This window comes from Pseudomonas sp. KH_027 (assembly GCF_057838565.1).
This window is the reverse complement of sequence record NZ_CM174470.1, coordinates 842091-859538: the sequence shown is the minus strand read 5'-3', so window position 1 is coordinate 859538 and position 17448 is coordinate 842091. Positions and strand designations below refer to the sequence as shown.

The 17448-nt window shown below is 63.4% G+C and carries 13 protein-coding genes; 9 read left to right on the top strand and 4 right to left on the bottom strand.

What is annotated here, in order from left to right; genetic code table 11:
- Positions 1 to 6 precede the first annotated feature (6 nt).
- Positions 7 to 438: a YqaA family protein gene (locus AC3IYG_RS03965; protein ID WP_489312429.1), complete on the top strand. Its 432-nt coding sequence runs from the start codon at positions 7 to 9 to the stop codon at positions 436 to 438.
- A 286-nt stretch (positions 439 to 724) separates the two neighbouring features.
- Here the strand turns inward: AC3IYG_RS03965 and AC3IYG_RS03960 are convergent, their stop codons facing one another.
- On the bottom strand, positions 725 to 1537 hold the full coding sequence (locus AC3IYG_RS03960; RefSeq protein ID WP_489312428.1) for a class I SAM-dependent methyltransferase: 813 nt from the start codon (positions 1535 to 1537) through the stop codon (positions 725 to 727).
- Positions 1538 to 1654: 117 nt separating this feature from the next.
- A complete protein-coding gene (locus tag AC3IYG_RS03955) occupies positions 1655 to 1927 on the bottom strand; it encodes a DUF4242 domain-containing protein (RefSeq protein ID WP_489312427.1) in 273 nt (90 codons plus the stop codon).
- Positions 1928 to 2489: 562 nt separating this feature from the next.
- On the opposite strand from AC3IYG_RS03955, the gene AC3IYG_RS03950 reads away from it, so the two are divergent.
- Positions 2490 to 2756, top strand: coding sequence for a YdbL family probable chaperone protein (locus tag AC3IYG_RS03950; RefSeq protein ID WP_489312426.1), 267 nt, complete (start codon positions 2490 to 2492; stop codon positions 2754 to 2756).
- Positions 2757 to 3072: 316 nt separating this feature from the next.
- Positions 3073 to 5265, top strand: coding sequence for a putative bifunctional diguanylate cyclase/phosphodiesterase (locus AC3IYG_RS03945; protein ID WP_489312425.1), 2193 nt, complete (start codon positions 3073 to 3075; stop codon positions 5263 to 5265).
- 160 nt (positions 5266 to 5425) lie between these two features.
- Here the strand turns inward: AC3IYG_RS03945 and AC3IYG_RS03940 are convergent, their stop codons facing one another.
- Positions 5426 to 6325 carry a LysR family transcriptional regulator gene (locus AC3IYG_RS03940; RefSeq protein ID WP_489313834.1) on the bottom strand — a complete coding sequence of 300 codons (900 nt, stop codon included), beginning with the start codon at positions 6323 to 6325 and terminating at the stop codon, positions 5426 to 5428.
- A 155-nt stretch (positions 6326 to 6480) separates the two neighbouring features.
- Here AC3IYG_RS03940 and AC3IYG_RS03935 point away from each other — a divergent pair, with 155 nt between their 5' ends.
- Genes AC3IYG_RS03935 through AC3IYG_RS03915 form a run of 5 tightly spaced genes read left to right on the top strand, consistent with a single transcriptional unit; the run spans position 6481 to position 12035 of the window.
- Positions 6481 to 8004 carry a CoA-acylating methylmalonate-semialdehyde dehydrogenase gene (locus AC3IYG_RS03935; protein WP_489312424.1) on the top strand — a complete coding sequence of 508 codons (1524 nt, stop codon included), beginning with the start codon at positions 6481 to 6483 and terminating at the stop codon, positions 8002 to 8004.
- 51 nt (positions 8005 to 8055) lie between these two features.
- Complete coding sequence (locus AC3IYG_RS03930; protein ID WP_489312423.1) at positions 8056 to 8829, top strand: enoyl-CoA hydratase; 774 nt, start codon at positions 8056 to 8058, stop codon at positions 8827 to 8829.
- A 31-nt stretch (positions 8830 to 8860) separates the two neighbouring features.
- On the top strand, positions 8861 to 9751 hold the full coding sequence (gene mmsB / locus AC3IYG_RS03925; RefSeq protein WP_489312422.1) for a 3-hydroxyisobutyrate dehydrogenase: 891 nt from the start codon (positions 8861 to 8863) through the stop codon (positions 9749 to 9751).
- Between the two features lie 2 nt (positions 9752 to 9753).
- Complete coding sequence (locus AC3IYG_RS03920; RefSeq protein ID WP_489312421.1) at positions 9754 to 10872, top strand: enoyl-CoA hydratase/isomerase family protein; 1119 nt, start codon at positions 9754 to 9756, stop codon at positions 10870 to 10872.
- A gap of 11 nt (positions 10873 to 10883) precedes the next feature.
- Positions 10884 to 12035 carry an acyl-CoA dehydrogenase family protein gene (locus AC3IYG_RS03915; RefSeq protein ID WP_489312420.1) on the top strand — a complete coding sequence of 384 codons (1152 nt, stop codon included), beginning with the start codon at positions 10884 to 10886 and terminating at the stop codon, positions 12033 to 12035.
- Between the two features lie 611 nt (positions 12036 to 12646).
- Here the strand turns inward: AC3IYG_RS03915 and AC3IYG_RS03910 are convergent.
- Positions 12647 to 12850, bottom strand: coding sequence for a hypothetical protein (locus tag AC3IYG_RS03910; RefSeq protein ID WP_489312419.1), 204 nt, complete (start codon positions 12848 to 12850; stop codon positions 12647 to 12649).
- Between the two features lie 187 nt (positions 12851 to 13037).
- On the opposite strand from AC3IYG_RS03910, the gene putA reads away from it, so the two are divergent.
- The gene (gene putA / locus AC3IYG_RS03905) at positions 13038 to 16988 is read left to right on the top strand and encodes a trifunctional transcriptional regulator/proline dehydrogenase/L-glutamate gamma-semialdehyde dehydrogenase (protein ID WP_489312418.1); all 3951 of its coding nucleotides are present in this window, start codon (positions 13038 to 13040) and stop codon (positions 16986 to 16988) included.
- Positions 16989 to 17448 lie beyond the last annotated feature (460 nt).

The window sequence follows — 17448 nt, the reverse complement described above, 5'->3', positions numbered from 1 at the left end:
ACATTCATGCTGGAGCTCACCGGCTACCTGGGCCTGTTCCTGGCCGCTTTCGGCGCCGCCACTCTGTTGCCCTTGCAGTCAGAGGGCGTGCTGGTCGGCCTCCTGCTCTTGGACGCTTATCCGGCCTGGGCCCTGCTTCTAGTCGCCACTATCGGCAACGTACTGGGTTCGCTAGTGAACTGGTTTCTCGGGCGCTCCATCGAGCACTTGCGCCACAAGCGCTGGTTCCCAGTGAGCGAGGAGCAACTGGAGAAAGCACAGCGCGCCTATCGGCACTTCGGTCGCTGGTCATTGCTCTTCAGTTGGCTGCCGATTATTGGCGATCCGTTGACGATGGTCGCGGGGATTATGCGTGAGCCGTTGTGGCGCTTTCTGCTGATCGTGACCCTGGCCAAGGGCGCTCGCTACCTAACGCTCATGGTCCTAACACTGGGATGAGCGTGATGACTGCATCCATGATCCATCGCTTAACCCATTCCAGGGTGGGATATACCTATCAGCGAGGGCAATGGCCACAGACGCGCACGCCACTGCGCCGAACGGCTCGCGTTGGCGTGAATGCAGAGGCCCCGGGGGCCGAGGTACTGATCGCCATCGCGACCTGTTCTACCGGCCTGCGTGCAGCCGACCCGGCGCAACCAGGCCCGCGCGACAACGCTGGACGCGTCGGCGCGATCTCGGCTCCATGTGCAACGGCGCCCACTGGCTGGGTCGCAGGTTCGGTTCAGCGCCGCGTGATGACCACTTCGAGGTATTCACTCGGCACGACCAGCGAGTCGGCAGCCGCCCGATTCATACTGTTCAGCAGTTCCGTCAGGTCGCGCTCCAGTGCCATGGCGCCGTCGGCGGACAGAGCCGCGAAGGCCTTGTGAACCGGTCCGTACCAGGTGCGGAAAACCTCGATGAAATGCGCGGCCGAGCGGTAGCGGAAGTTGAACAACCGTCGCGTTACAGCGATCGCGGCGGCGCGTTCGCCGAACAGCGAATGCAAATGTGCTTCGACCCCCCACAGCGAAGGCGGTTGTGCACCCGCCGGTGGTGGCAAATGGCGTCCCAGCGTCTTGAACATCTGGCCGACAAAGCCCTCTGGAGTCCAATTGCTCAGACCGATTCGCCCTCCCGGGCGGCACACCCGCGCCAGCTCGGCGGCCGCCTTTGCCTGGTCGGGCGTGAACATCACGCCGAACGTCGAAAGCACGACATCGAAGCTCGCGTCCTCGAAAGGCAGTGCCTCGGCGTCGGCCACCTGGAAGCTCACCTCCAGGTGCTCTGCACGCGCCCGCTCTTTGCCTCGTTCGAGCAGCTCGGCCACATAGTCGGTCGAGGTCACCTTGCCTCCGCGACGCGCAGCGGCGAGCGTGGCATTGCCGTTGCCGGCCGCCACATCAAGCACACGTTCATCGCAACGCAGGTCGCATGCCTCCGCCAGCAGCTCGCCGACGAGCTGCAAGGTGGTGCCGATCACGGCATAGTCTCCACTGGCCCACGAAGCCATTTGGCGGTTTTTCAGGGCGTTGAAATCGATGGGTTCGCTCATGATGTCTGACTCCTCGGGTGCTGGAATCCGTGCTGGGAATATGCGGACGCTCTTGCTGCGAAGGTCGGTGGCCGCTGCTCGGCCCCGGTCCTGCGCTGAACGCCCTGTTGGACGGCACTACTCCGCCGTGGTGGGTTCGATGATCGATGTGACGTGGGAAATGCGGCTCGCGGGAAAGCCGCCTTGCTTGGCGTACTCCCTGACCAGCGCCTCGTTCGGTGCGATATACACGCAGTAAAGCTTGTCGCCCGTTACGTAACGTTGAAGCCACTGCACGTGCGGCCCCACCTGACTGAACGCCTTACAGGACGTTTGCGAGATCGCTGTCAGGTCTCGCCCTGTAAGCGCTCCGGCTCCCTGGATCTCGCGCTCAATGACGTACTTCGGCATGGCAACCTCCATTTCATTGATGACAGGTGCACGCAATGACCACGTCAAATGAATGTGCTGCGTGCCGCACAACTATCGTGCTCAGGCACGGCGGTGCCCTGCCTGCGCGTCGGCCATCTCTGCCTGATCGTCCGAGCGTAGACGACGGCGTGTCTCTCTACCGGCCGAACGTCCGAAATAGCGGCTCCATTCATCCGGCCGCTCGGCATCGGATCGTTGCGCCTCTAGGTGCGGCGCGGTGACGCGCTCAAAATCGGAGGCATCCGGCCGACGCGGAGCGCAACCATGGCAGCCCAAAACGCGGCAGCATTGCAGCGAGTGGCGCCGGTGATTCGGCGGCGCCCCGAGGCTGGCCTTCATGACGACGCACCGGCTACGGCGCGCAGGGACGGCGACATCAGGATTGTCGCTAGCCATGCGAACGATACCCAGGCTCCGCCCGACATGTCGGGCGAAGTGGGCGGCAGCGGCAATCGGGTCACGCCCGGCTGGCACGCTCCGTGCGGAACTCACATCCGGCGCCGCCACCCGCATTGCATTGCTGGCTTGCGGTTCGCTGGCCATGGCGCTTGACCTGGATGCTGCCAAGTCGCAAGGAATGGTGGGGGAGCGACCCGAAGGTTACCTCGGGGTGGTCAAGGCAACTCCTGACGCCGTACGGCTTGCCGCGGACATCAATGCCAAGCGTCGCGATGCCTATGAGGTCATTGCCAAGAAAAATGGCGCAACCCTGGATCAGATAGCCCGTCTGACGGGGCAGAAAGCCATAGAAAAAACGGCACCGGGGACTTACGTAAAAACCCCCGAGGGCCAGTGGGTCAAGAAATAATCCCCGGCGCATGCGCCGGACACCATCAGTCCTCGCTTCAGTATCCCCTGCTGCTCACAGATCCTGGTGAGCTCGCGAGCCCAGATAAAGCCCGGCCCGCGCTCGACAGCCCGCCTGAGCTGACCGCGGCCTTCACCGAAGCCGAGTACCTGCTGCGAGCGCTTTAGATCGGCTGGATACAGTCACGGTCGCCAGGTGTCTGGCGTCATCAACCCGTCAAAACTTGCAGAACCAACGTACTAACTATACTGATGCCAAATTGCCATGCGCCCTGTCGCCAGAAGAAGCCGGCGCCAAAATAATAGGGGTGCGCGCTATGCACTGGCTGGGCTTGCAATTTATCTCTGAACTGCCAGCTGGCGGGCAGCTAATCCTCCATTGCAACTACAACCCGTTACTGGTGCTCCTGGCCTATGTGGTCGCCTCGGCTTCCAGTTTGACCGCCCTTAACCTGGCGGAACGCGTAGGACATGCCGAACGCCGCGGTGCACGGCTGATGTGGCGCTGGGTCGGCGCCTTCTGCCTGGCCGGTGGCATCTGGTCCATGCACTTTATCGCCATGCTGGCCTTCCAGGCTCCGGTCCCGATCCTCTACGACATCCCGACCACCGCCGCCTCGCTGTTGATCGTCTTCATTGCCGCGTTGCTGGCCATGCACACCCTTGGCCACGAACACTTGCGTCCGGCTCAATACGTGCTCGCGGCCCTCTGCATCGGCCTCGGCATTGCCACCATGCACTACAGCGGAATGGCCGCAATACGCTCCCCCGCCATCCAGTATTACCAGCCCTGGCTGTTCGTCTTGTCGATCCTGATTGCCATCGCTGCCAGCCTTATCGCCCTGCTACTGGCCCTGTATTTTCGCAATAGCGATGGTTATTTCCACCAGATGCTGAAGTACCTGGCCAGCCTGGTGATGGGCGCCGCCATTGTCTCCATGCACTTCACCGGTATGTGGTCACTGAGCCTGGTGGTTCCGCTTGGCACTCCGTTGCAGCTGCAACCCGCCGAAAACAGCTGGCAACTGGGTCTGACCATCGGCCTGATCGCGCTGCTGATCATCGGCAGCGCGATCAGCGCGGCCTGGGCCGACAGGAAACTGGAAAGCAAGGAGCGCGACTTGCTCCGGGTTAACGCCCTGCTCAGCCAGCTCGACCACGCCCGCGCCTCGCTACAGCAAGCCGCCCACTATGATGCGCTGACCAACCTCCTCAATCGCCGTGGCTTCAATCAGCTGTTCGCGGAAAAACTGCAAGAGCATATCCAGTGCAACCAGGCCTTGGCCGTGATGTTTCTCGATATCGATCACTTCAAACGGATCAACGACAGCCTCGGTCACGATGCCGGCGACGAGATGCTCAAGGTGGTCGCCGAACGCCTGCGCGGCACCGTGCGCGAGCACGATGTGATCGCCCGGCTCGGTGGCGATGAATTCTGCATCCTGGCCAGCCTGCGCCAGGGCGATGAAGCACGGGAACTGGCGCAGCGGGTGATGGAGAAGATGAAAGACCCGATTGCGCTGTTTGGCCGTAGCCTGGTGATGACCACCAGCATCGGCATCAGCCTGCTCCCGGAGCACGGCAAAACCTGCGAGGAACTGCTCAAACACGCTGATCTGGCGCTCTATCAGTCCAAAGGCAGCGGGCGCAACAACCTGCACTTCTTCAGCTCGCACCTGAAATCCAAGGTTTCCCTCGAGCTGCAACTGGAAGAGGAGCTGCATGAAGCGCTGCTCAGGGAACATGACCTGCAACTCTACTATCAGCCGATTCTCGACCTGAGTAACGGCCAGCTCAGCAAGCTGGAAGCCCTGGTGCGCTGGCAGCATCCGCAGCATGGCCTGCTGACACCGGATCGCTTTATTGGCATCGCCGAAGCCAACGGCTTTATCGCCGAACTGGATGCCTGGGTACTACGCCGCGCCTGCCACGACCTCAAGCGGCTGGGTGACGCGGGCTTTGCCGAACTGAAAGTCGCGGTGAACTGCTCGGCGCTCAACCTGGGGCGCGATGAACTCGTCCTGGAGGTGCGGGACGCCCTCCAGAGTAGCGGCGTGCAGCCCCAGCGACTGGAGTTGGAGGTCACAGAGAACGCCCTGATGGGCAATATCAACCACGCCGCAGAGCTGCTGCAACAGATCCGCAATCTTGGCGTAGCCCTCTCGATCGACGATTTTGGCACCGGTTACTCATCGCTGGCCTACTTGCGGCGCCTACCACTGGACACCCTGAAGATCGATCGTTCTTTCGTTCAAGACATCCCCGAGTCCCAGCAAGGCATGGACATCGTGCAAGCAATTATTGGCATGGCCCACACCCTGAAACTCAAGGTGGTCGCCGAGGGCGTGGAAACGCCACAACAGCTGGAGTTTTTGCGTAAACACGGCTGCGACTTCATCCAGGGCTATCTGCTTAGCCGGCCGCTGCCACTGCAAGCGTTGCAAGACTTGCTGCATAGCTTCAGCACGCAACGCCTCAGCGCCGAACCCGCACGCGTGAGCGTGAGCTAAGCTGCTGCTGATCTTGTCAGCCCTCTGCTTGCGCATCACAGGCAGCAACCATTGGATCAGCCGAACTGCACCACCATCCGCCCTGCAATGCTCAACCGCTGACCAGCTGAAACCCGCCTGCCGCACCGTTTGAAACGGCGCTGCGTTCAAGCGCGACAGCTCAAGTCGGCCGCCGCCCCATCAGTAGCTCCTGGTTCGCCTCTGCCATCTCCCGCAGGAAACTCCAGGTGCTCTTCATCCTGGCGATGTCCTTGAGCTCGATCGGCATCAACATCCAGAACGTCCGGGTGAATTCGACCTGCTCGCCCAGCACACGTTTCAGCCGTGGGTCCGGGTCCGCGGAGAATGACGGCAGGATGGCAATACCGGCGCCGGCCGCAGTGGCCTGTTGCTGCGCGAGAATGCTGGTGCTGCGCAATGCGACATGCCGGGGCTTGCCGATTTCATCGAGATAGAGGAGCTCCTTGCTGTACAGCAGGTCGTCGATATAGCTGACAAAGCCATGCTCGCGCAGATCATCCCGACTCTTGATCGGTGGGTGCTGCTCCAGGTAGCTGACGGAGGCATAGAGCTTGAGCACGTAGTCGGTCAATTTGGTAATGATGAACGGCCCCCGTTCGGGGCGCTCCAGGGTAATCACGATGTCGGCCTCGCGGCGCGACAGATGCACCATCCGAGGCACGGCCAGCAGGTCGATGCCCAGGTTCGGATAGCGCCGGGTGAACTCCGCCAGTTGCGGCGCCAGCATCACTGAGCCGTAGCCCTCCGTCACACCAATCCGCACCTGGCCGGAGAGGTTGTCTGTCTGCCCTGCCCTCGCCTGTTCAATGGCGGAAAAAGCGCTTTCCATCGCCTCGGCCTGCGGCAGCAGATCCCTGCCGGCCTCGGTCAGGCTGTAACCCGATGTACCGCGGGTGAACAACTGGGCACCCAGGCTCTTTTCAAGGGCCTGAACACGGCGTGAAACCGTGGTGTGGTCAACCTCCAGCCGGCGTGCGGCAGCCGTCAGCTTGCTCGTGCGCGAGAGTTCGAGGAAAAAGCGCAGGTTATCCCAATCCATGAAGCCGGCCCTGTTACTGTGCAAAAACGCAGAATACCCTCGCACCACCACACATTGCCACCCACAAAAACGCACTGATAGGATCGAAGCCAAGGTTCTCAAGTCACCCGCGATGAGATCCACCACAGATCTGCCCTTGAAAGGCTGGAGTCAGAATGACCGCGCAAACACTCACCCAAAACGCTGTTCCAACCGTCAAACTGCTGATCGGCGGCAAGCTGATCGAGTCGAAAACCACGCAATGGCGCGACGTGGTCAACCCGGCCACCCAGGAAGTGCTGGCCCGCGTGCCCTTCGCCACTGCCGAGGAGATGAACGCCGCCGTCGCCAGTGCCAAGGACGCCTTCAAGAGCTGGCGCAAAACGCCGATCGGCGCCCGCGCCCGCGTGTTCCTCAAGTACCAGCAACTGATCCGCGAAAACATGCAAGAGCTGGCGGCGATCCTCACCGCCGAACAGGGCAAAACCCTGCCGGATGCCGAAGGCGATGTATTTCGCGGCCTGGAAGTGGTCGAGCACGCGGCCAGCATCGGCAACCTGCAGTTGGGCGAGTTGGCCAACAATGTGGCCAGCGGTGTCGATACCTACACCCTGCTGCAACCGCTGGGCGTGTGCGCCGGCATCACGCCGTTCAACTTCCCGGCAATGATCCCGCTGTGGATGTTCCCGATGGCCATCGCCACCGGCAACACCTTCGTCCTCAAACCCTCCGAGCAGGACCCGCTGGTGACCATGCGCCTGGTTGAACTGGCGATGGAAGCCGGTGTACCGCCGGGCGTGCTCAACGTCATCCACGGCGGCGTCGAGGCGGTGAACCTGATCTGCGATCACCCGGACATCAAGGCGGTGTCCTTCGTCGGTTCGACCAAGGTCGGCACCCATGTCTACAACCGCGCCACCCAGAACGGCAAGCGCGCGCAGTGCATGATGGGCGCCAAGAACCACGCCATCGTCCTGCCGGATGCCAACAAGCAGCAGACCCTGAACAACCTGCTGGGCGCTTCCTTCGGCGCCGCCGGCCAGCGCTGCATGGCCCTGCCGGTGGTGATCCTGGTGGGTGAAGCGCAGGCCTGGTTGCCGGAGCTGATCGAGCGGACCAAGACCCTCAAGATCAATGCCGGCACCGAGCCGGGCACCGACATCGGCCCGGTGATCTCGTGCGCCGCCCTGGACCGCATCAGCGGCCTGATCGCCAGCGGCATCGAGGAAGGCGCCAAGCTCGAACTGGATGGACGCAACCCGAGCGTGCCGGGCTACCAGGACGGCAACTTCGTCGGCCCGACCATCTTCTCCAACGTCACCACCGCGATGACCATCTACCGCGAAGAAATCTTCGGCCCGGTGCTCTGCGTGGTGCACGCCAACAGCCTGGACGAGGCCATCGAGCTGATCAACGCCAACCCGAACGGCAATGGCACCGCCCTGTTCACACGCTCCGGCGCGGCAGCACGGCACTTCCAGGAAGAGATCGACGTCGGTCAGGTCGGCATCAACGTACCGATCCCGGTGCCGGTACCGCTGTTCTCCTTCTCCGGCTCGCGCGCGTCCAAGCTCGGCGACCTCGGCCCGTACGGCAAGCAGGTGGTGACCTTCTACACCCAGACCAAGACCGTCACCCAACGCTGGTTCGACGAGAACGAAGTCGGCGGCAGCGTGAACACCACCATCACCTTGAAATGACCGGCCAAGGTCGGCGCCGCAAGGTGTCGGCCTGCCTCTGGAGACACCTTCGTGGAATTCGAAACCCTGCTGATCGAGGTGCAAGGACGCGTCGGGCTGATCACCCTGAATCGCCCCAAAGCACTGAATGCCCTCAATGGCCTGCTGATCGCCGAGCTGAACCTGGCCTTGGACCAGTTCGAGAAAGACCCGCAGATCGGCTGCATGGTCATCACCGGTTCGGCCAAGGCCTTCGCCGCCGGTGCCGATATCAAGGAAATGGCTGAGCTCGGCTATCCGCAGATCTACCTGGACGACTTCTTCGCCCCGGCCGATCGCATCGCCAATCGGCGCAAGCCGCTGATCGCCGCCGTCGCTGGTTATGCCCTGGGTGGCGGCTGCGAATTGGCGTTGATGTGCGACTTCATCTACGCCGCTGAGAACGCCCGTTTCGGCCAACCGGAAATCAACCTCGGCGTGCTACCCGGCATCGGCGGCACCCAGCGCCTGACCCGCGCCCTGGGCAAGGCCAAGGCCATGGAAATGTGCCTGACCGGCCGCCAGATGGACGCCCATGAAGCCGAACGCGCCGGCCTGGTGGCCCGTGTGCTGCCAGTGGAAACGCTGCTGGAGGAAACCCTCAAGGCCGCCCAGGGTATCGCCGAGAAATCCCTGCCCAGCACCATGATGGTCAAGGAATGCATCAACCGTGTATCCGAGACCAGCCTGAGCGAAGGCGTGCGCTTCGAGCGGCGGATATTCCATGCGGTATTCGCCACCGCCGACCAGAAAGAAGGCATGGCGGCATTCGTCGAGAAGCGCCCGGCGCAGTTCAAGCATCTCTGAAACCATCACCAGAACAATAGGGGCATCCACCATGCACATCGGCTTTCTCGGTCTCGGCAACATGGGCGGCCCAATGGCCCAGAACCTCATCAAGGCCGGCCACTCGCTCAAGGTTTTCGATCTGTCGCAAGCCTCGGTGGCGCAGCTGGTAGAGGCCGGCGCACAGGCCGTAGCCTCCCCGGCGGAGCTGGCCACGAGTGGTGTCGAGCTCATCATCAGCATGTTGCCGGCCGCGCAACATGTGAAGGCTGTGTACCTTGGTGAAGACGGCCTGCTGGCCCATCTCAAGCCTGGCATCCGGCTGATCGACAGTTCGACCATCGACCCGATGAGCGCCCGTGACGTAGCGGCCGCCGCCGCCAAGAACGGCAACCCGATGCTCGATGCGCCGGTCTCTGGCGGCACCGGTGGCGCGGCGGCCGGCACCCTGACGTTTATGGTCGGCGGCAGCCAAGCCGACTTCGACCATGCTCAGCCGGTTCTCGCCGCCATGGGCAAAAACATCGTGTATTGCGGTGCGTCCGGTAACGGCCAGGTGGCCAAGGTCGCCAACAACATGCTGCTGGGCATCTCCATGATCGGTGTCGCCGAAGCCATGGCCCTCGGTGTGTCGCTGGGCATGGACGCCAAGGTGCTGGCCGGCATCATCAACACCTCAAGCGGGCGCTGCTGGAGTTCGGACACCTACAACCCGTTCCCTGGCGTGCTGGAAACGGCGCCCGCCGCGCGGGGTTACAGCGGCGGTTTTGGCACCGACCTGATGCTCAAGGATCTCGGCCTGGCCAGCGAAGCGGCCAAACAGATCCGCCAGCCGGTGATCCTCGGCGCCCTCGCCCAACAGCTCTACCAGACCTTCAGCGCTCAGGGTAATGGCGGTTTGGACTTCTCGGCGATCATCAACCTGTACCGCAAGGACACCTGAGCATGAGCGCAACCGAGGCCCCTGTTCTGGCCAGCGTACGCAACCGTATCGGCCATCTGACCCTGAATCGCCCGAGCGGGCTGAATGCCCTGACGCTGCCCATGATCCGCCTGCTCTGGCAGCAACTGCAGGCCTGGGAGGACGACCCGCAGGTGCTCGCCGTGGTACTGCGCGCGGCGGGCGATAAAGCCTTCTGCGCGGGTGGCGACATCCGCTCGCTGTACGACAGCTACCAGGCCGGGGATACCCTGCACAGCATCTTCTTCGAAGAGGAATATGCCCTCGATCAGTACATCCACAACTACAAGAAACCCACCCTGGCGCTGATGGATGGTTTCGTTCTCGGCGGCGGCATGGGCCTGGTGCAAGGCACCTCGCTGCGGGTGATTACCGGGCGCGTGAAGATGGCGATGCCGGAAGTCGGCATCGGCTACTTCCCCGATGTCGGCGGCAGTTATTTCCTCTCGCGCCTGCATGGCGAACTGGGGCTTTATCTGGGCGTCACCGGCATCCAGATCCGCGCGGCCGATGCCATTTATGCGCGCCTGGCGGATTGGTGCCTGCCCGGCGAACTGCTCGCCGAGCTCGATCGCTGCCTCGACAACATGAGCTGGACCACACCGCCGCAGGAAGCCTTGCGCACGCTGCTCGCCACCCTTGCCAACAACAAGCTGCCGGGCGCGGAACTCAAGGCCTTCCGTCAGGCCATCGACGAACATTTTGCGTTGCCGGATATCGCCGCCATCCGCGCTTCGCTGCTGGCCGAAAACCGCCCCGAGTTTCAGGACTGGGCCGAAGAAACCGTCAAGATCATGGACAGTCGCTCGCCGCTGGCCATGAGCGTGACCCTGGAACTGATCCGGCGTGGCCGCTGCCTGTCCCTCGATGAGTGTTTCGAGCTGGAACTACACCTGGACCACCAGTGGTTTGCCAAAGGCGACATCATGGAAGGCGTTCGGGCGCTGATCATCGACAAAGACAAATCGCCGCGCTGGAACCCGCCGAGCATCGACAAGGTATCCAGCGAACAGGTTCGCGATTTCTTTGCCGGCTTCAAACCGGCCGCCAGCAAAAAACGCGCAACGCCTAAACGCGAAAACAACAGCGCGTTAACCGAATAAGAGAGAGCCTGATGCACGATCTGGAACTGAGCGAAGAACAACGCATGATCCGCGACATGGCCCGCGACTTTGCCCGTCGCGAGATCGCACCCAATGCCCAGGCGTGGGAAAAAGCCGGCTGGATCGACGACGCCCTGGTTGCCCAGATGGGCGAGCTGGGCCTGCTGGGCATGGTAGTGCCGGAGGAATGGGGCGGCACCTATATCGACTACGTCGCCTATGCCCTGGCAGTGGAAGAAATCTCCGCCGGCGACGGCGCCACCGGCGCGCTGATGAGCATTCACAACTCGGTCGGCTGCGGGCCCATCCTGCGCTACGGCAGCGAAGCGCAAAAACAGACCTGGCTGCCCTCGCTGGCAAGCGGCGCAGCGATTGGCTGTTTCTGCCTGACCGAACCGCAGGCCGGCTCCGAAGCCAACAACCTGCGCACCCGCGCCGAACTGCGCGACGGCCAGTGGGTACTTAACGGCGCCAAGCAGTTCGTCAGCAATGGCAAACGTGCGCAACTGGCCATCGTCTTTGCCGTTACCGACCCGGAGCTGGGCAAGAAGGGCCTCTCGGCGTTTCTGGTGCCGACCGACAACCCGGGTTTTGTCGTGGATCGCAGCGAACACAAGATGGGGATCCGCGCCTCCGATACCTGCGCGGTGACCCTGAACAACTGCACGATCCCGGAAGAAAACCTGCTCGGCCTGCGCGGCAAAGGCCTGGCCATCGCCCTGTCCAACCTTGAGGGCGGACGCATCGGTATCGCGGCCCAAGCACTGGGGATTGCCCGTGCGGCGTTCGAGGCGGCATTGGCCTACGCCCGCGAGCGGGTGCAATTCGGTCAGCCGATCATCGAGCACCAGAGCATCGCCAACATGCTCGCCGACATGCACACCCAGCTCAATGCCACCCGCCTGCTGATCCTGCATGCGGCACGCCTGAAGAGCGCCGGTCATGCCTGCCTCTCGCAAGCCTCGCAAGCCAAGTTGTTCGCCTCGGAAATGGCCGAACGCGTGTGCTCCAAGGCCGTGCAGATCCATGGCGGTTACGGTTACCTGGAGGACTACCCGGTGGAGCGTTACTACCGCGATGCGCGCATCACCCAGATCTACGAAGGCTCCAGCGAAATCCAGCGCCTGTTGATTGCTCGCGAACTGGCCAACTACCCGCTGTAAAGTTCGACGAAAGTGCGCCCACCACCGGACCGACATCCCGCGGATGAACGCCGCGGGAGACCCGCAACCAGGCGACTCCGAACGTGAAGAGCCGCAATGGCAACAGGATCAGCGCGAACCCTGCCGGTAGCAATTACCGGGCGCTTACCGAACCCTCATTGCCTGGCGCGGTTGATTGGCGCTCAACCGCCCCCTAACGTACGCCGTGCCGCCAACCCCGGCAGTGGTGCTCATGCTGTAAATGCTGCAGCCCACAAGGCCGTAGCGTCTCTCCATCCCTCTGCGCCTGTCGGACTGCCGTGGCCACCCGCCACGCTCAGGGCCGACAACCGGGTCCGGGCCTGCGCCTGGAGCCCGGCGCGGCGCTACCTCGACACGCAGATCGGCCAAGGTTTTGCTGCGCAGCATCGAGTGGCGCCAAGCGCCGCCAGCGCTCTTGAGCGGCCGGACGGCAGCACGTAGCTGAGCACACGCCTGCTTGTCCGCGACCATGTCGTCGTTAATGGCGGGCTATTCCGACTGAGCGCAAAGGTCTGCCTTACTCCGTCATCCTCGCGAGCGCGGGCCCCACCGGACACAGCGAGCAGCCCAAACGGGCAATTCGGCCATAATCACTGTGTCGCAACTGGAAATTGGGACAGGGCCTGATTTGAGCCATTGGCCTGGAGCGGATCGACTGTCGCACCCGAGCGCAGGGTTGCACCTTTGGCAGCGCAGCCCCAGGCAAACACAAACAAAAGGTGCAACCAGTCATCAGAAAAATATTTCACTTTTTCCATAAAGAACGGCTTGAGCGACTTATTACCTGCTTTCATCAGCTGTAAGTTCTTATTTTTATAGGCTTTTCACTATGCACGTGTAAAAGCGGCACTCAAGCATGAGCGATCGACACCCGCCATGGAAACCTCAATTTTAGAGGTTGTACCTAGTTGCACCTTGCGGGCTCGCAGGTTTAATCTCTCGCCAGTTTTGCAGCGCACCACCCCAAACAGGACAAAACCAATGGCCACCACCACCCTTGGCGTAAAGCTCGACGACGCAACCCGTGATCGTCTGAAGCAAGCAGCACAGTCGATCGACCGCACCCCGCACTGGCTGATCAAGCAAGCGATCTTCAATTACCTGGAACAGCTCGAAGGCGGCCTGACGCCGCCGGAACTGTCCGGCCTTGCCGCCGCCATGGGTGAAGAACCGCTGGAGTCCCTGACCGAGCAGGGCCTGCAGTGCTTCCTCGACTTCGCCGAAAGCATCCTGCCGCAATCGGTCCTGCGCGCCGCCATCACCTCGGCCTACCGCCGGCCGGAACCGGAAGCGCTGGCGATGCTGCTGGAGCAGGCGCGCCTGTCCAAGGATCAGGCCGAAGCCACCCATAAGCTGGCCATGGGCATCGCCGAGAAGCTGCGCAACCAGAAGAGCGCCAGTGGCCGCCAGGGTCTGGTGCAGGGCTTGCTGCAGGAGTTCTCGCTGTCCTCGCAGGAAGGCGTGGCGCTGATGTGCCTGGCCGAAGCCCTGCTGCGCATCCCGGACAAGGCCACCCGCGATGCCCTGATCCGCGACAAGATCAGCAACGGCAACTGGAGCCAGCACCTCGGCAACAGCCCGTCGATGTTCGTCAACGCCGCCTCCTGGGGCCTGCTGATCACCGGCAAGCTGGTGGCCACGCACAACGAAGCTGGCCTCGCCACCTCGCTTAACCGCCTGATCGGCAAGGGCGGCGAACCGCTGATCCGCAAGGGCGTGGACATGTCCATGCGCCTGATGGGCGAGCAGTTCGTCACCGGTGAAACCATCGCCGAAGCCCTGGCCAACGCCACCAATATGGAAGGCAAAGGCTTCCGCTACTCCTACGACATGCTCGGCGAAGCCGCGCTGACCGACGAGGATGCCAAGCGCTACCTGGCGTCCTACGAGCAGGCCATCCATGCCATCGGCAAGGCTTCCCACGGTCGCGGCATCTACGAAGGCCCGGGCATCTCGATCAAGCTCTCCGCCCTGCACCCGCGTTACAGCCGCGCCCAGTACGAGCGCGTGATGGATGAGCTGTACCCGATCCTCCTGGGCCTGACCCAGCTGGCCAAGCAGTACGACATCGGCCTCAACATCGACGCCGAAGAAGCCGACCGCCTGGAGCTGTCGCTCGATCTGCTCGAACGCCTGTGCTTCGACCCAAGCCTGACCGGCTGGAACGGTATCGGCTTCGTCATCCAGGCCTACCAGAAGCGCTGCCCGTATGTGATCGACTACGTCATCGACCTGGCCAAGCGCAGCCGCCATCGCCTGATGATCCGCCTGGTCAAGGGCGCGTACTGGGACAGCGAAATCAAGGCCGCCCAGGTCAACGGCCTGGAAGGCTACCCGGTCTACACCCGCAAGCCGTACACCGACGTGTCCTACATCGCTTGCGCACGCAAGCTGCTGGGCGTGCCGGAAGCCATCTACCCGCAGTTCGCCACCCACAACGCCCACAGCCTGTCGGCCATCTACCACCTGGCCGGACAGAACTACTACCCGGGTCAGTACGAGTTCCAGTGCCTGCACGGCATGGGCGAGCCGCTCTACGAACAAGTGGTTGGCAAAGTCGCCGACGGCAAGCTGAACCGTCCGTGCCGTATCTACGCACCGGTCGGCAGCCATGAAACCCTGCTGGCCTACCTGGTGCGCCGCCTGCTGGAAAACGGCGCCAACACCTCGTTCGTCAACCGCATCGCCGACAACAGCATCTCGCTCAAGGACCTGGTCCTCGACCCGGTGCTGCAGATCGAACAGATGGCCGCCCAGGAAGGTGGCCTCGGCCTGCCGCACCCGCGCATTGCGCTGCCGCGCTCCCTTTACGGCGAAGCGCGCTCCAACTCCGAAGGCATCGACCTGGCCAACGAACACCGCCTGGGCTCGCTGTCCTCCGCCCTGTTGAGCAGCACCAACAACCGCTACGTGGCCCTGCCGATTCTCGGCTGCGACACCCCGGCCCCAGGTGCTGCGGAGGCGGTAAGAAACCCCGCCGACCACCGCGACATCGTCGGCCACGTCAGCGAGGCCAGCGAGAGCGACATCCGCAGCGCGATTCTGTGTGCCGTTTCCAGCGGGCAGATCTGGCAGTCGACCCTGCCGAGCGAACGCGCCGCCGTACTGGAGCGCGCCGCCGACCAGATGGAAGCGGAGACACAGCAACTGATGGGCCTGCTGGTGCGCGAATCCGGCAAAACCTTTGCCAATGCCATCGCCGAAGTACGCGAGGCGGTGGACTTCCTGCGCTACTACGCGGCCCAGGCGCGCAACCATTTCGCCAACGACAGCCATCGCCCACTGGGCCCGGTGGTGTGCATCAGCCCGTGGAACTTCCCCCTGGCGATCTTCGCCGGTCAGGTGGCCGCGGCGCTGGCCGCCGGCAACACCGTGCTGGCCAAGCCGGCCGAGCAGACCCCGCTGATCGCCGCCCAGGCCGTACGCATCCTGCTGGAAGCCGGCGTCCCTGGCGGCGCGGTGCAACTGCTGCCGGGCCGTGGTGAAAGCGTCGGTGCGCGCCTGATCGCCGATGAGCGCGTGCGCGGCGTGATGTTCACCGGCTCCACCGAAGTGGCCGGGATCATCCAGCGCAACATCGCCGGGCGTCTCGACGCCCAGGGCCGCACCATTCCGCTGATCGCCGAAACCGGCGGCCTCAACACCATGATCGTCGACTCCTCGGCCCTCACCGAGCAGGTGGTGGTCGATGTGGTCGCCTCCGCCTTCGACAGCGCCGGCCAGCGCTGCTCGGCGCTGCGCGTGCTGTGCGTGCAAGAAGATGTGGCTGATCGCGTGCTGGCGATGCTCAAGGGCGCCATGGCCGAATACAGCCTCGGCAACCCGGAGCGCCTGAGCACCGATATCGGCCCGGTGATCGACGCCGAAGCCAAGGGCAATATCGAGCAGCACATCCAGGCGATGCGCGACAAAGGCCGCAAGGTCTACCAGAGCGCCCGCACCAGCAGCGACGAGCACAAGCGCGGCACCTTCGTCATGCCGACCCTGATCGAACTGGACAGCTTCGACGAGCTGCAACGCGAGATCTTCGGCCCGGTGCTGCACGTGGTGCGCTACCAGCGTGCGGATCTCAGCAGCCTGCTCGACCAGATCAACGCCAGCGGCTACGGCCTGACCCTCGGCGTGCACACGCGCATCGACGAAACCATCGCCCAGGTGGTGAGCAGCGCCAAGGTCGGCAACCTCTATGTCAACCGCAACATGGTCGGCGCGGTGGTCGGCGTGCAGCCGTTCGGTGGCGAAGGCCTGTCCGGCACCGGGCCAAAAGCCGGCGGCCCGCTGTACATGTATCGCCTGCTCTCGACCCGCCCGCAGGACGCGGTGGCCAAGCAACTGCGCCAGGACGACAGCGCCGTCAGCCGCGCGCAACGCCCGGCCGAGCAGAGCAAGGCCATGCAGGCACTGAGCGAGTGGGCCGCTCAACATGAGCCGACCCTGGTCGCGCTGTGTGCCCAATACGCTGAACTGGCGCAGAGCGGCACCGTGCATGTGCTGCCTGGCCCGACCGGCGAGCGCAACACCTACAGCCTGCTGCCGCGCGAACACGTGCTGTGCCTGGCCGAAGAGCGCGCCGACCTGCTGGTGCAACTGGCCGCGACCCTGGCGGTTGGCAGCCTGGTGCTGTGGCAGCAACAGGACCTCACTCGCGAGCTGTTCGCCACGCTGCCCAAGGACGTGCAGAAGCGCATTCAACTGATCAGCGAGTGGGGCAGCAACGACGCCGCGTTCGACGCCATCCTCCACCACGGCGATTCCGACCAGCTGCGCGAGGTCTGCCAGCTGGCCGCCCGGCGTCCCGGCGCGATCATTGGCGTGCATGGCCTGAACAAGGGTGAAACCGACATTCCGCTGGAACGTCTGCTGATCGAGCACGCCCTGAGCATCAACACCGCCGCGGCGGGTGGTAACGCCAGCCTGATGACCATCGGCTAAGCAGCAAGCCCGAGCGGCCCACCGCCGCTCCCAGGCGCTTTCCCAAGGCGCCTGACCCGGCGCATGCAGCGAACCCATTGGCCGCTGCACACGCCACACGCGGCACAACCGTAACGGGGGCTATCCGCCCGGTACCGCGCAACTCATCCTTTGGCACTTCGGTGCCCTGCGCCAGCTTACCCAGCCGGCGCGGGAGTGGGGCCAACCGCCCCGCTCCACCCCTTTGCGCTCCAGCTCAGCTCGGCGACACCGCCATGGCGGCTCTTCGACTCGCCCCACGCACGGCGGCGCCGTCAACGACCGCAAGGCAACACCTGATGCCGACCGGCTCACACCCGGCGGAACCTATGGATACGCGACCCGCCAACTCTTACCCAGGCATCTGATCCGGTTTTTATTCAAAAATCTGAGTCTGTTTTCAATACAGTCACACGCCGATCATTCGCCCCATCCGCTATAG

Bases quoted from the DNA above. Each gene is read 5' to 3' on its own strand.
- AC3IYG_RS03950 (WP_489312426.1), top strand. From the start codon at position 2,490: ATGGCGCTTGACCTGGATGCTGCCAAGTCGCAAGGAATGGTGGGGGAG.
- AC3IYG_RS03965 (WP_489312429.1), top strand. From the start codon at position 7: ATGCTGGAGCTCACCGGCTACCTGGGCCTGTTCCTGGCCGCTTTCGGC.
- mmsB (WP_489312422.1), top strand. From the start codon at position 8,861: ATGCACATCGGCTTTCTCGGTCTCGGCAACATGGGCGGCCCAATGGCC.
- AC3IYG_RS03940 (WP_489313834.1), bottom strand. From the start codon at position 6,325: ATGGATTGGGATAACCTGCGCTTTTTCCTCGAACTCTCGCGCACGAGC.
- AC3IYG_RS03935 (WP_489312424.1), top strand. From the start codon at position 6,481: ATGACCGCGCAAACACTCACCCAAAACGCTGTTCCAACCGTCAAACTG.
- AC3IYG_RS03960 (WP_489312428.1), bottom strand. From the start codon at position 1,537: ATGAGCGAACCCATCGATTTCAACGCCCTGAAAAACCGCCAAATGGCT.
- putA (WP_489312418.1), top strand. From the start codon at position 13,038: ATGGCCACCACCACCCTTGGCGTAAAGCTCGACGACGCAACCCGTGAT.
- AC3IYG_RS03955 (WP_489312427.1), bottom strand. From the start codon at position 1,927: ATGCCGAAGTACGTCATTGAGCGCGAGATCCAGGGAGCCGGAGCGCTT.
- AC3IYG_RS03945 (WP_489312425.1), top strand. From the start codon at position 3,073: ATGCACTGGCTGGGCTTGCAATTTATCTCTGAACTGCCAGCTGGCGGG.
- AC3IYG_RS03915 (WP_489312420.1), top strand. From the start codon at position 10,884: ATGCACGATCTGGAACTGAGCGAAGAACAACGCATGATCCGCGACATG.
- AC3IYG_RS03910 (WP_489312419.1), bottom strand. From the start codon at position 12,850: ATGAAAGCAGGTAATAAGTCGCTCAAGCCGTTCTTTATGGAAAAAGTG.
- AC3IYG_RS03920 (WP_489312421.1), top strand. From the start codon at position 9,754: ATGAGCGCAACCGAGGCCCCTGTTCTGGCCAGCGTACGCAACCGTATC.